This is a genomic window from Nocardia sp. NPDC003999, from assembly GCF_053604885.1.
Map to the genome: position 1 here is coordinate 1 of NZ_JBSGIB010000028.1, position 13,740 is coordinate 13,740.

11 protein-coding genes are annotated in these 13,740 nt (G+C 68.6%); 6 read left to right on the forward strand and 5 right to left on the reverse strand.

All coding sequences use genetic code 11. The features are described from left to right. Positions 1 to 412 precede the first annotated feature (412 nt). Positions 413 to 844 carry a hypothetical protein gene (locus tag ACWESM_RS33085; RefSeq protein WP_355079579.1) on the reverse strand — a complete coding sequence of 144 codons (432 nt, stop codon included), beginning with the start codon at positions 842 to 844 and terminating at the stop codon, positions 413 to 415. 196 nt (positions 845 to 1,040) lie between these two features. Between ACWESM_RS33085 and ctaE the strand changes: the two genes are divergently transcribed. From ctaE to qcrB, 4 genes are all read left to right on the forward strand, one after another. Then, positions 1,041 to 1,652: an aa3-type cytochrome oxidase subunit III gene (ctaE, locus tag ACWESM_RS33090; protein ID WP_039797061.1), complete on the forward strand. Its 612-nt coding sequence runs from the start codon at positions 1,041 to 1,043 to the stop codon at positions 1,650 to 1,652. A gap of 86 nt (positions 1,653 to 1,738) precedes the next feature. Beyond that, positions 1,739 to 2,602, forward strand: coding sequence for a cytochrome bc1 complex diheme cytochrome c subunit (gene qcrC / locus ACWESM_RS33095; protein ID WP_355079581.1), 864 nt, complete (start codon positions 1,739 to 1,741; stop codon positions 2,600 to 2,602). Positions 2,603 to 2,628: 26 nt separating this feature from the next. Beyond that, a complete protein-coding gene (gene qcrA, locus ACWESM_RS33100; protein WP_355079687.1) occupies positions 2,629 to 3,804 on the forward strand; it encodes a cytochrome bc1 complex Rieske iron-sulfur subunit in 1,176 nt (391 codons plus the stop codon). Continuing rightward, the gene (gene qcrB, locus ACWESM_RS33105) at positions 3,801 to 5,420 is read left to right on the forward strand and encodes a cytochrome bc1 complex cytochrome b subunit (RefSeq protein ID WP_452495131.1); all 1,620 of its coding nucleotides are present in this window, start codon (positions 3,801 to 3,803) and stop codon (positions 5,418 to 5,420) included. Before qcrA ends, qcrB begins: the two co-directional genes overlap by 4 nt. 68 nt (positions 5,421 to 5,488) lie before the next feature. On the opposite strand, the gene ACWESM_RS33110 is transcribed toward qcrB, so the two are convergent. Continuing rightward, positions 5,489 to 5,989 carry a polyadenylate-specific 3'-exoribonuclease AS gene (locus ACWESM_RS33110; protein WP_355079585.1) on the reverse strand — a complete coding sequence of 167 codons (501 nt, stop codon included), beginning with the start codon at positions 5,987 to 5,989 and terminating at the stop codon, positions 5,489 to 5,491. 377 nt (positions 5,990 to 6,366) lie between these two features. Between ACWESM_RS33110 and ACWESM_RS33115 the strand changes: the two genes are divergently transcribed. Continuing rightward, positions 6,367 to 7,752: a class II 3-deoxy-7-phosphoheptulonate synthase gene (locus tag ACWESM_RS33115; RefSeq protein WP_355079587.1), complete on the forward strand. Its 1,386-nt coding sequence runs from the start codon at positions 6,367 to 6,369 to the stop codon at positions 7,750 to 7,752. Between the two features lie 54 nt (positions 7,753 to 7,806). Here the strand turns inward: ACWESM_RS33115 and pknB are convergent, their stop codons facing one another. Next, on the reverse strand, positions 7,807 to 9,768 hold the full coding sequence (gene pknB, locus ACWESM_RS33120; RefSeq protein WP_364437197.1) for a Stk1 family PASTA domain-containing Ser/Thr kinase: 1,962 nt from the start codon (positions 9,766 to 9,768) through the stop codon (positions 7,807 to 7,809). Positions 9,769 to 9,886: 118 nt separating this feature from the next. Between pknB and ACWESM_RS33125 the strand changes: the two genes are divergently transcribed. Then, positions 9,887 to 10,255, forward strand: coding sequence for an Rv2175c family DNA-binding protein (locus ACWESM_RS33125; protein ID WP_355079591.1), 369 nt, complete (start codon positions 9,887 to 9,889; stop codon positions 10,253 to 10,255). Positions 10,256 to 10,939: 684 nt separating this feature from the next. Here ACWESM_RS33125 and ACWESM_RS33130 read toward each other — a convergent pair. Both ACWESM_RS33130 and ACWESM_RS33135 read right to left on the reverse strand, forming a co-directional pair. Further along, on the reverse strand, positions 10,940 to 11,959 hold the full coding sequence (locus ACWESM_RS33130) for a phytoene/squalene synthase family protein (RefSeq protein ID WP_355079593.1): 1,020 nt from the start codon (positions 11,957 to 11,959) through the stop codon (positions 10,940 to 10,942). Further along, positions 11,956 to 13,677: an alpha-(1->6)-mannopyranosyltransferase A gene (locus ACWESM_RS33135; RefSeq protein WP_355079595.1), complete on the reverse strand. Its 1,722-nt coding sequence runs from the start codon at positions 13,675 to 13,677 to the stop codon at positions 11,956 to 11,958. Before ACWESM_RS33135 ends, ACWESM_RS33130 begins: the two co-directional genes overlap by 4 nt. Positions 13,678 to 13,740: the final 63 nt, after the last annotated feature.

A 13,740-nucleotide genomic window follows, 5' to 3' on the forward strand; every position in this document is an offset into this window, starting at 1 on the left:
CGCTGCAGTTGTGTCAGTGGCCGCTTGCTCCTTCGTCGCGTACGCGGCGGCCGCGCAAACGCGAGCCGGGCCGCGAACGGAACAGGCCCGGTCTCGCTTCGCTCGAAAGACGTGGTTGGGGTGCGCTGGGCGCGTTGGTGGTCGAGGCCGGGCGGGGCGCGCGGTTCGGGAGTTGTGCTGGCTCGGCCACGGCTTCGTCGCGCGTGAGTTGTCGCCCCCTTTGTGGCTCGCGAACGGCGGATGCTCGGTCTCGCTTCGCTCGAAAGACGTGGTTGGGGTGCGCTGGGCGCGTTGGTGGTCGAGGCCGGGGCGGGGCGCGCGGTTCGGGAGTTGTGTTCGCTCGGCCACGGCTTCGTCACACGTGCGAGTTGTCGCTGCCGGAGTCGTCGGGGAACCCGGGTCGGCGGGGCTGTTACGGCTGCGGGCTCGGTTGCAGGGCGTCCCAGCCGTCGGCGTGGCCGTCGTGGCGTTGGGCGAGACCGGCCATGCGGGAGCGCTCCTGGGAGCAGTGCAGGGCGTCGAGCAGTTGCACGCGCCGCAGGATCAGCGGCTCGAACTCGTCGGTGCCCGGGCCGCTCACCTGCGGTGCGGGGGAGTAGCCGTCCTGCGCGGCGATCGCGCAGACGGCCTGTACGTGCCGGGGCGGGATGCGCAGGTGATGCCGCAGCACGGCGGGAGCATCCGGTGCCAGCCCCGTCGCGCGCGCCAGCGCGGCCGAACACGCCTCCGCGTCGTCGAAGCTCGACGCGACCACGACCAGGTCCGCCCGGTCCGGGTCGAGAGCGGTGTCCCGGTCCCGCCGGAACAGTCGTCGCCACAGTCCCGGCGTCGCCTTCACCTTCATCTCAGCTTCTCCTTACCCTCGCCTGTCATGCTGGCCGGGCGTTCGTCCGCGCGTGCGACTCGTTCCCGGTTCGCGCATCCGGCTCGTACCGGCCCTGCCTGGTCGAGAGCCCGCTCTCCCTGCGTTTTCCGACACGGAGGAACGAGTTTCGTACCCGGCTACTGCCGTCGTACTACGACGAGTCATACTTACCCCCGTGACGACCGCAGTAGGGACCCCAGGATCGGCCATTACCCAGCGTGTGCATTCGCTGAACCGGCCCAACATGGTCAGCGTCGGTACCATCATCTGGCTGTCGAGCGAGCTGATGTTCTTCGCCGGCCTGTTCGCGATGTACTTCGTCGCCCGCGCCCAGGCGCACGGTAACTGGCCGCCGGAGCCGACCGAGCTGAACCTGAAGCTCGCAGTGCCGGTCACGACCGTGCTGGTCGCGTCGTCGTTCACCTGCCAGATGGGCGTGTTCGCCGCGGAGAAGGGCGACGTGTTCGGCCTGCGCCGCTGGTACGTCATCACTCTGATCATGGGCGCGTTCTTCGTCGGCGGCCAAGGCTACGAGTACATGAACCTCGCGCACGAGGGCACCACGATCTCCAGCAGCTCCTACGGCTCGGTGTTCTTCATCACCACCGGCTTCCACGGTCTGCACGTCATCGGCGGTCTGATCGCGTTCGTGTTCCTGCTCATGCGCACCAAGGTCAGCAAGTTCACCCCCGCGCAGGCCACCGCCGCGATCGTCGTCTCCTACTACTGGCACTTCGTCGACATCGTGTGGATCGGGTTGTTCGCCACGATCTACTTCGTCCGCTGATCGTGGTCGCCGCGCCGCCTCGGCGGGCGCGGCGCGACCCGAGATCTTTCGCACAAGTCGGTTCCGTCTACTCCAAAGGGACACAGATGAGTTCATCTCCCCCGTCAGCGCCAGAGCCCGCCAGCCCCGGGAACGGCCAGGCCAGCAAGACGCGCAGGCAGCGGCGCGTTCGCCGTCGCATCGCGGGCGGACTTGCGCTGCTGGTGGGCCTCGTCGGAGCAGGCTTCCTGGCATCGGCCCTCACGCCGGACCCGCAGCGGGCCACCGCGCACGAGGACCAGTCCGCGCTCATCCGCGAGGGCGAGCAGCTCTACGACACGTCCTGCATCACCTGCCACGGCGCGAACCTGCAGGGTGTGGCCGACCGTGGTCCCAGCCTGATCGGCGTCGGCGAGGCCGCGGTCTACTTCCAGGTGTCCTCCGGCCGCATGCCGATGGCCCGTAACGAGGCCCAGGCGCAGCGCAAACCGCCGAAGTTCGACGCCCACCAGACCGACGCGCTGAGCGCGTTCGTGGCTGCCCACGGCGGCGGTCCGACCGTGGTCCGCGACGCCAACGGCGAGGTCGCCCAGGAGTCGATGCGCGGCGACGACATCGCCCGCGGCTCGGAGCTGTTCCGCATGAACTGCGCGTCCTGCCACAACTTCACCGGACGCGGCGGCGCGCTGTCTTCCGGCAAGTTCGCGCCGCCGCTGGAGCCGGCGAGCGAGCAGCAGATCTACGCCGCGATGATCACCGGCCCGCAGAACATGCCGAAGTTCTCCGATCGCCAGCTGAGCGCGGAGGAGAAGCGCGACATCATCGCCTACGTCAAGAACGCGACCGAGGAGCACAGCCCGGGCGGCTGGGATCTCGGCGGGTTCGGTCCCGCGACCGAGGGCCTCGCCATCTGGGTGGTCGGCATCACGCTCGTCGTCGGCGCCGCGATGTGGATCGGATCCAGGTCATGAGCAATAGCGAGAAGGAGCGAGACGACATGGGTCGGCCGGATGAGGGCCACGACGCGCATCTGTCGAAGGAGCAGTCGGTGAACGCCAACCCGGCGGAGCCCACCGAGGCGGACCTCGACAAGATGTCGCGTGACGAGCTGGTCAAGCTCGGTACCGAGCGCGACGGCGTCGACGTCGCCTACCGCCGCGAGCGCTTCCCGATCCCCGGGACCCGGGCGGAGAAGCGCGCCGAGCGCGCGGTCACCTTCTGGTTCGCCGTGTCCGGCATCGCGGCCGCGGCGCTGGTCGGTGTGTTCCTGTTCTGGCCGTGGGAGTTCAAGGCCAAGGACGAGGAGGGCCACGGGCTCTACTCGCTGTTCACCCCGCTGGTCGGCCTGACCTTTGGCATCTCGGTGCTGGTCATCGGCGTCGCGGTCGTGCTGATCCGCAAGCTGTTCATCCCCGCCGAACTCTCCATCCAGGAGCGGCACGACGGTCCGTCGCCGGAGGTCGAGCGCCGCACCCTGGTCGCCGAGCTGCAGGACGCGCTGGACACCTCCACGCTCGGCCGCCGCAAGATGATCACCCGCACCGCGGGCGCGGGCGTCGGTGTACTCGGCGTCGGCGCGCTGCTGGTGTTCGTCGGCGGTCTGATCAAGAACCCGTGGGCCAAGGGCGACAAGTCGCCGCTGTGGGTCTCCGGCTGGACCCCGGACTACCCGGGCGAGACCATCTACATCCGCCGCGACACCGGTCGCCCGGAGGACGTGGTGCTGGTGCGTCCGGAGGACCTGGACGCGGGCGCCATGGAGACGGTGTTCCCGTGGAAGGAGAAGTGGCGCGGTGACGAGCACGCGACCCTGCAGTCGCTGCGCGGCATCCGCAACGCCGTCATGCTGATCCGCCTGCGTACCGAGGACGCGCAGAAGGCGATCAAGCGCAAGGGTCAGGAGAGCTTCAACTACGGCGACTACTTCGCCTACTCGAAGATCTGCACCCACCTCGGCTGCCCGACCTCGCTGTTCGAGCAGCAGACCAACCGGATCCTGTGCCCCTGCCACCAGTCGCAGTTCTCCGCGACCGAGTGGGGCAAGCCGGTCTTCGGTCCCGCCGCTCGCGCGCTGCCGCAGCTGCCGATCACCGTCAACGCTGAGGGCTTCCTGGTCGCCAACGGCGACTTCATCGAGCCGCTCGGCCCGGCCTACTGGGAGCGCCGTTCATGAGTCCTTCAGTCGCAGCCCAAGCCAGCGAGGCGGACGAGCGCTACCGCGCCGCCGCGTTCATGAAGCGGTCGATCAACAAGGTCTTCCCGACGCATTGGTCGTTCCTGCTCGGCGAGATCGCGCTCTACAGCTTCATCATCCTGCTGCTGTCGGGCGTCTACCTGACCTTGTTCTTCGATCCCTCGATGAGCGAGGTCGTCTACAACGGCGCCTACCAGCCGCTGCGCGGCGTGACCATGTCGCGCGCCTACGAGACCGCGCTGAACATCACCTTCGAGGTCCGCGGCGGTCTGTTCGTCCGGCAGGTCCACCACTGGGCGGCCCTGCTGTTCGCGGCGTCGATCATCATCCACCTGTTCCGTATCTTCTTCACCGGCGCGTTCCGCAAGCCGCGTGAGGCGAACTGGGTGATCGGCTCGCTGCTGCTGATCCTGGCGATGTTCGAGGGCTTCTTCGGTTACTCGCTGCCCGACGACCTGCTCTCCGGCACCGGCCTGCGGGCCGCGTTCGGCGGTATCACCATGAGCATCCCGATCGTCGGTACCTGGATGCACTGGCTGATCTTCGGCGGTGACTTCCCCGGCGAGATCATCATTCCGCGGCTCTACATCGCGCACGTGCTGTTGTTCCCCGGCATCATCCTGGCGTTGATCGCCGCGCACGTGGCGCTGGTGTGGTACCAGAAGCACACCCAGTTCCCCGGCCCAGGCCGCACGGAGAACAACGTGGTGGGCGCCCGGATCGTGCCGGTGTTCGCCGCCGACCAGGGCGCGTTCTTCGCCTTCACCCTCGGCATCGTGGGCATCATGGGTGGCGTGTTCCAGATCAACCCGATCTGGAACCTGGGTCCGTACAACCCGTCGCAGGTGTCGGCGGGTTCGCAGCCGGACTTCTACATGATGTGGACCGACGGCATGGCGCGATTGATGCCGCCGTGGGAGCTGTACCTGGGCCGTTACACCGTGCCCGCCGTCTTCTGGGTCGCGCTGATCATGGGCCTGGTGTTCACGGTGCTGATCGCCTACCCGTGGATCGAGAAGCGGCTCACCGGCGACAACACCGCGCATCACAACCTGTTGCAGCGTCCGCGTGACGTCCCGGTCCGGACCGCGATCGGCGCGATGGCCATCGCGTTCTATGTGGTGCTCACGCTGTCGTGCGTCAACGACATCCTCGCGCTGAAGTTCGACATCTCGCTGAACGCGACCACCTGGATCGGCCGCATCGGCCTGCTCGTCGCCCCGCCGGTGGCGTACTACCTCACCTACCGGTTCTGCCTCGGCCTGCAGCGCAGCGACCGGGCGGTGCTCGAGCACGGTATCGAGACCGGTGTGATCAAGCGCCTGCCGCACGGCGAGTACATCGAGGTGCACCAGCCGCTCGGCCCGGTCGACGACCACGGCCACCCGATCCCGCTGGAGTACCAGGGCGCGCCCGTGCCGAAGAAGATGAGCAAGCTGGGTTCGGCCGGCAAGCCCGGCACCGGCAGCTTCCTGCGCGCGGATCCGCGGGACGAGAGCGCCAAGCACTTCGAGATCGAGCACGCCGAAGAGCACAAGCAGCTGAAGGTGCTGCAGCAGGCGCAGGAGGCGGCGAACGGCAAGCACGGCCACTGACGCCCCGGCCACGGAAAGGCCCCGAGTCGAATACGACTCGGGGCCTTTTCGCGTCTATGCCGCCTATGTCAGAGGCGTGGCGCCGCGCGGCGTGCGGCCTCGATTGCCTCGAATTTGGCAAGGTTGTGCCGGGCGTCGGCGAGCGCGTCGTGCGCGTCCGGCGGGATCGGCGGAAGTTCGGGACGGCCGTGCGACTCCCAGTGCTGGCGCAATTCGTTGGTGTAGCGCGGCAGCGCGTTGGGCAGATCGACCATCGAGCCCCACAACTGGCACAGGGCGACGTGATCGTAGGCGGACACCCAGGCCCACAACTCCGGCTGCACGGTCGGCCGCGGCACCAGGAACGCGTACAGCTCGTCGCGGATCCGGTCGCGGCTGCGCCACAGCGGAGAGGAGGGCGAAGGCAGCTGCGGCAGTACGAATTTGCGCACCCAGGGCCCCGCACGTTCGGCATCGAATTCGGTGGACACCGCGTAGTACTCCCGGCCGTCCTCGCAGACGACGCCGATGGAGACCAGATCGATGGTCACTCCGTCCTCGATGAATTCGCAGTCATAAAAATATCTCAAGCACTGTGCCTCTCTGATATCTGCGCTGGCAGGGATTTCGGCAGCAATTGGGTGCGGAATGGCTGGTGTTCTCGTATGCAGTGTAGAAGGTCGTGCACGGAGGGTACGAGCGCGAGGGCCGTGTGGCAAGGAGAGAATCCTGCCCTGGAAACTGGATAGAAGAATCCTTCGGAAATGGATTTTCGTCATATCGCCGGTATCAAGTCGGGCAACCGAAAATCCTCGAATTCCGCGATGGCGCTGAAGACGACAAATCGAACCACACGGTGTTGCTCCGCGGCGGCACCCGCTGGGCAGAACACATTCACCCTGGGTGGAGCGATTCCAGCCCTGGGACTGGGTGTCCCCACGGGGCGTGCGGTCCGTATTCTGAACTCGTGAACTGGACCGTCGACGTACCCATCGATCGCCTGCCGGAACTGCCGCCGCTGCCCACCGAGCTGCGCAGGCGGTTGGACGACGCGCTGGCGCGGCCCGCGCTGCAGCAGCCGTCCTGGGATCCGGAGCAGGCGGCCAACATGCGCACAGTGCTGGAGAGCGTCCCGCCGATTTGCGTGCCCGCCGAGGTGGAGGAGCTGCGTGGCCAGCTGGCCGAGGTGGCCCGCGGTGAAGCGTTCCTCCTGCAGGGCGGCGACTGCGCGGAGACCTTCGCCGACAACACCGAGCCGCACATTCGCGGCAATATTCGTACTCTTCTGCAAATGGCGGTGGTGCTCACCTACGGCGCGAGCCTGCCGGTGGTGAAGGTCGCGCGGATCGCGGGCCAGTACGCCAAACCGCGCTCCTCGGACACCGATTCGCGCGGGCTCAAGTCCTACCGCGGCGACATGGTGAACTCGCTGGTCGCCGACGCCGCGCTGCGCGAGCACGACCCGTCGCGCCTGGTCCGGGCCTACGCCAACGCGAGTGCGGCAATGAACCTGGTGCGCGCGCTGACCGGCGCGGGCATGGCCGACCTGCACAAGGTGCACGACTGGAACCGCGACTTCGTGGCCAAATCGCCCGCTGGCGCGCGCTACGAGGCGCTGGCCGAGGAGATCGACCGCGGCTTGAGGTTCATGACCGCGTGCCGGGTGAACGACCCGAGCCTGAAGTCGGCCCGCATCTACGCCAGCCACGAAGCGCTCGTGCTGGACTACGAGCGCGCCATGCTGCGCCTGAGCGAGAACGCGATCGGCGAGCCGGTGCTCTACAACCTGTCGGCGCACTTCCTCTGGATCGGCGAGCGCACCCGCCAGCTCGACGGCGCGCACATCGCGTTCGCGGAACTGCTGGCCAACCCGATCGGCCTGAAGATCGGCCCGTCCACCACGCCCGAGCAGGCCGTGGAGTACGTCGAGCGGCTCGACCCGAACAACGAGCCGGGCCGGCTGACCATCGTGTCCCGCATGGGCCACAGCAAGGTCCGCGACGTGCTGCCGCCGATCATCGAGAAGGTGCAGGCCACCGGTCACCAGGTGATCTGGCAGTGCGACCCGATGCACGGCAACACCCACGAGTCGTCCACCGGCTTCAAGACCCGCCACTTCGACCGCATCGTCGACGAGGTGCAGGGCTTCTTCGAGGTGCACCACGCGCTCGGCACGCATCCCGGCGGCATGCACATCGAACTCACCGGAGAGGACGTCACCGAATGCCTCGGCGGCGCCCAGGACATCTCCGACCTCGATCTGTCCGGCCGCTACGAGACCGCCTGCGACCCCAGGCTGAACACTCAGCAGTCGCTGGAGTTGGCGTTCCTCGTCGCCGAAATGCTGCGCTGAGGTCCGATCCCCGGCCGCGCGGTCTTCCCTGACCCGCGGCCGGTGCGCTTTCCGCTAGGGAAGGGCCACGATGGTGACCGTGTCGCCCGCCTCCAGGTTGACCCCGATGGCCGGAGTCTGTGAGACCACCAGGGAGCTGTCCGCGCGCGCCAACTGCTTCACCTCGACCCGCAAACCGAGACTCTCCAGCTTGGCGCGGGCGTTGGCCACGGTCCACCCGCGGACGTCGGGCATCTTCAAAGCGTTGGAGATCAGCAGGACGACGCCGTCGCCCGATTGGATGGTTGCGCCCGCGCCCGGCTGGGTGCCGATGGCCTTGTCCGCCTCGACGCTGCGGTCGAACTGAGGTTTGGTCTCACGCACCGCGATGCCGGCGGCGGTGAGGATCTTGGTGGCTTCGTCGGTCGACTTGCCGCGCACGTCGGGAACCTTCACCGGCTGGGAACCCTTGCTGCGGTATACCTTCACCTGCGCGCCAAGAGGCAGCACGGTCCCCGGGTTCGGTTCCACCCGGGCGACCGTCCCCTTGGGCGCGGTATTGGACACCTCGCCCGCGTCGACCGGTTGCAGGCCGTTGTCCCGGATCAACTGGTTGACCTTCGACACCTGGTCACCCGCTTTGACGTCCGGCACCTTCGGCTTGCCGTTGGAGACCAGGACGGCGACCGTCGACCCTTTGGTGATCTTGGATCCGGCCGAAGGGTCGCTGCCGACCACGCCGCCGACCGGGATCGCGTCCGACGCCTTCTGGCGGATCTCGGTCTCGAAGCCGGCATTCTGCAGGGTGGCGACCGCCTTGTCGGTGTCCAGCCCCGCGATGGGTGGCACCGCCGAATAGCGGCCGACACCGAGCCACCAGCCGCCGATGCCGACCAGCAGTGTGAGAACCGCGACGATGGCCACCCACACCCAGACCGTGCGCCGCGAGCGGTTGATGTCGTCGGAATACGGCGGATACGGCGCCGCGGGATGCGCTTGGCGCACCGGTTGCGGCCGGTCGTAGGCATCCGGCGCGTCGTGGTCGATGCGGGGCCGCTGGGCGGTGACCACTCTGGTGTGCTGCACCGGCTGCGGCGGGTGGGCAGACGCCCCGGCGAAGCCGGGCTGGTCGTCGCGATCCGGCTGCACGGCTCGGTAGCCGGCGCTGAGATGCTCGGCGGAGTCCTGCGGCGCGGGCACCCGATAGGCGGGTAGCCGCAGCTCGGCGCCGATCAGCCGCAGCGCGGCCGCCATCTCGTTCGCGTCCGCGAACCGGTGCGCGGGTTCGCGCGCGGTCGCCTTGGCGACCAGTTCGTCGAACTCGGGCGGTACCCCGGAGATGAAAGCGCTCGGACTCGGCACATCGTTCTCGATGCGTTGATAGGCCACCGAGATCGACGTGTCGCCGGTGAACGGAACCCGGCCGGTGAGCAACTCGAAGATCAGCACGCCGAAGGAGTAGACGTCGCTGCGCGAGTCGGCGGAACCGCTGGTGACCTGCTCGGGCGACAGATAGGCGGCGGTGCCGAGGATGACGCTCGCCGATGTGGTGTTCGCCGCCGCCACCGCGCGCACCAGACCGAAATCGGCGATCTTCACCTCGCCCGCGTCGGAGATCAACACGTTCTCCGGCTTGATGTCGCGGTGCACCAGTCCCGCGGAGTGCGCGACGCCGATGGCCGCGAGTACGGGTTCGGCGACAGCGCGCACGGCGTGCGGCGGCATCGGGCCGCGTTCGCGCAGCAACTCGCGCAGCGTGCCGCCCTCGACCAGCTCCATGATCAAGAAGGGGTGATCGCCGTCGATGCCCTGGTCGTACACCGCGACCAGAGAAGGATGCTTGAGTTTGGCGACCGCGCGCGCCTCGAACTCGAATCGGGACAGGAACTGGGGGTCGCCCGCGAACTTCGGATCCATCACCTTGATGGCGACCGGCCGGTCCAGGCGGGTGTCGACCCCGCGGAAGACCATCGACATTCCGCCGCGGGCGATCGGCGCATCGATCCGATAGCGCCCTTCCAGCATCTGGCCGATCAAGAGAAGTCCTCCGGCTTTCACAAAGTCAGCCGCTCCGTGCGGCCCCCACGATGGTATCGACTCGCACCACCCCGGGTGTCTCACGACGTGCGGCGCGCGACCGTCTACCGTTGTCCGGGTGAGTGCATTTCCCTGCAGTGACGACGTCCTTCCGCAGTCGGTGACCCTGGTGTCGCTGCCGGAGGTGGCCGAGCGACTCGGGCTTGTGGTAACCCGGGTGCACCAGATGTTGCGCGACCATCAATTGATCGCCGTCCGCAGAGAAGGCGTGGCGGGTGTCCCCGAGCGGTTCTTCGACGACACCGGCGCGGTCGTGAAGCCGCTGCCCGGCCTGATCACCGTGATGCGCGACGCCAAGTACACCGACGAGGAGATCCTGGAGTGGATCTTCACCGACGACGACACCCTGCCCGGCAAGCCGGTCGACGCCCTGCACGGGCCCCTTGCCCGCGAAGTCCTGCGCCGGGCCGCCGCGGATCCGTTCTGAGTTTTTGGCCGCGCGGGCGCGGCGTGTTCGCGGCCCTCTTGTGGCTCGCGGGCCGCGAACGGAACAGGCTCGGTCTCGCTTCGCTCGAAACCTGTGGTCGAGGTGGTGTGCTTGCGTCCGGTGTGACCTCGCTACCAGGGGTTTCGCTGTTGCCGCGGGCCCGAGGTCCGCGCTGGTGGGATTGCTGCCCCTGTTGTGCCGGTTCTACCGGGCTTGCGCGGCGCATGCGCGGTCTCGCTGCGCTCGAATCCTGTGGTTGAGCTGGTGTGCGTCGGGTGGTGACCTCGCTACCAGGGGTTTCGCGGTTGTCGCAGGGCTGATTTCCGTGGGGGTGGCATCGGTGCGGCTGCTGTGCCTGTTCTATTGAGCTTGCGTGGTGGTGCTCGGTGTCGCGTCGCTCGGATCCTGTGGTCGAGGTGTGTGTGGTTGTGTCGGGTGGTGACGTCGCTACCAGGGGTTTCGCGGTTGCCGAGCGGCCTGGAGGTCCTCGCTGGGGGCACCGCGGCGCGGCGTGTCGGTTCGGCCGCGCTCGGAGGTTGGGCTGGTGCTCTTACGTTGGACAGGGCGAGGCCTCGTTGGCGGTGGCGGGGCGCTGATGGTGGCGTCTTGTCTGGGCCGTCGCTCGGAGGAGGGATGGATCGTGAAGCTGCAATCGGACCAGTGCCGAAAGAATCGGGGCCGTGGTCAGCGGGTGAGGCGGCCACGGAGTGTGGCGGTGGTGAATTCGGTGGCGGCTATGCGGAGGCGGTGGTGGCGGGGGACTACCGCGCGGTGGCCGAAGACGGCGTAGTCGCTGCGCTCGATGTGGTGCAGGATGTCCGAGTAGAGGGTGGCCGCGGTGCGGATGGCGGGGCGTACTCGCGGTTCGAGCAGGTCGATGCCGGGTTCGGCGCGGCGGTAGAGGTCGCGGTTGACCGCGATGAGATGGGCGAGGGCACGTCGGACGCGCGGATCGGTCCGGCCGGTGCGGCGACATTCGAACAGCAGGGCGTCGTCGACGCCGAACGCGGCGAGGGCGTCGGCGGGTAGGTAGACGCGGTCGCGGTCGAGATCCTCCGCGACGTCGCGCAGGAAGTTGGTCAGCTGGAACGCCTCGCCCAGCGCGGCGGCGGCGGGCTCGGCCGCGGACACCGGGACGACCGTGCCGAGCACCGGCAGCAGCTGCAAGCCGATCGCGGCCGCCGAGCCGCGCATGTATTCGCGCAGCTGCGCCATGGTGGCGTAGCGATTACGGAACGCCGGGGCGCCAGGCGCGTCCATTCGCATGGAATCCAGGAACGTCCAGAAGTGCTGCGCGGCAATGTCGTAACGGTGGATGGTGTGGGTGACCGCCGCCAGGACGAGGGCGCGCGGCCGCGGACCCGATTCCCAGCTCCGGTCGTTCTGCCGGTCGGCGGAAGAAGCGTGCGGTGCCGCGCTCGCGCTGCCGGGGCGCGATTCCAGTGCGGCCCGCAGGTCCCGTTCGATCAGATCGAGTTCCGCGGCCGGGTCGCGATCGTGTGCCGCGGCGGGACGGCCCGCCCGGTCGACGACGTCGTCCACCATGCGCGCGAACGCGTACAGCGCGTGCACGGCGGGTCGTCGTTCGGCCGACAGCAGCCGGGTGGCCAGGAAATAGGTGCGGCCATGGGTGGCCGCGATCTGCCTGCACTCGCGGTAGGCGAGCGGCAGCAGCGCGGAACCCGGTAGGCGGTCCTCGGTCATGGTGTGGCGGCGCGCGAAGCGGTGGCCTCGCCGGGCGTGGCCGCGACATCGCCCGGCGGCGTGGCGCGCAGGCGCAGCGGGTCCACCGTGCGCAGCGACAGCGCCGCCACGACCGCGGCGAACGTGGCGGCGACGACGTGCCAGAAGTTGTACAGGCCGATCGAACCGTCCGGCTGGAAGACCAGCATGAGCCAGGTGCACAAGCCGACCAGCGCCATCAGCGTCGTGGTGGACAGCGCGAACCCGGCGGCCAGCGCCAGCGGCCACGAGTAGTACCAGGGCAGTGCGGCGGGCGACAGGATGACGATCGCGACGAACGCGATGAGGATGCCGAGCACCGCCTCCCGCTCGCTGTGCCGGAACCGCCACCAGGTCCACGCGAGCACCGCGACCAGGGCCAGCGCGCACATCGCGCGGGTCACCTCGAGCACCGATTCCAGCCGCAGCGGGGTGATCCAGGTGACCGCGTGCGCCATCACGGTCGGCAGCGACAGCCAGTTGATGATCTTCTTGGACCCGGACAACGCCGTCAGCCAGCCGATGCCGACGCCCGCGATGGCCGAGGCGGCGACGAAGACGACCGCGAACACGCTCAGACCGAGCCCCGCGATCTTGCCGAACATGAGTGCGGGATGTGGCATGTCCTCGGTGGGCTCCGCGGCGTCGCCGGGTTGCTCACTGGCGGGCAGGTGCGCCGGGTCGCGCCCGACCCGCTGCGCGGCGCGGCGTTCGCGTTCGTGCAACATCCAGATCCAGACCAGGAACGGCAGCGCCACACCCGCGGTGGCCTTGATGGCCACGCCGATGGCGACGACGACGATGCCCGCAACATGGTGGCGCTCCAGCACCAGCGCGATACCCGCGCACATCAGGCCGACCATCAGCATCTCGTTGTGCACGCCGCCGATCAGGTGGATGAGTACCAGCGGGTTGAGCACCGCCAGCCACAGCGCGACGGTCGGCTTGCCGCCGAGGTGCTTGGTCAGATACGGCACCGCCCACATCATCAGCGCCAGGCCGGGCAGCATGACCAGCCGCATCGCGATGGTGCCCGCCACCACGTTGTCGCCGGTCACGGCGGTGATCGCGCGCCCGAGCAGCAGGAACACCGGGCCGTACGGCGCGGTGGTGGTGGTCCACACGGGGCTCACGTTGTCCAGCAGCACACCGGGATTCGCCACCGGACCGACCTGGTATGGGTCGAAGCCGTCGCGCAGCAGCGCGCCCTGTGCGAGGTAGGAGTAGGCGTCGCGGCTGAACATCGGCACGGCGAACAGCAGCGGCGCGATCCAGATGCCGACGATGGCGCGCAACTCGTTCAGCGTCACCTCGGCGTCGGTCCGGTCGCCCGTGCCGATCGTGGCGCGCCCGAGCCGCACCCACGCGGTGATCATGAGCAGCACGCCGATCCAGATGCAGATGGTCGACAGCGCGTAGCCGTGGCCGAACCGCAGCCAGGACAGGTGCATGGCTTCGAGCAGCGGGTCCCGCTTGCGGACGCTGCCCGCGCCGAACCCGCCGAACATGATCATGATCGCGCCGAAGAAGCCGAGCAGTGCGGCATGGCCCTCGGGGCTTCTGGCGAAGTCGGCGGAGGTGCGGACCCACCACAGGACACCGCGAGGGGTGGCCGATTCGCGACCTGCGGAGGCGGGCGACGAGGAGCGGACGTCACCGGCGGAGGCGGCCTCTGCGGTGCGCGTTTCGGGGGATGCCATCTGGTGTCGGTCCCCCCGAATGGTCGGCGGTCGCAACCGCGAGCGAATAGGTCGGCGCTTAGT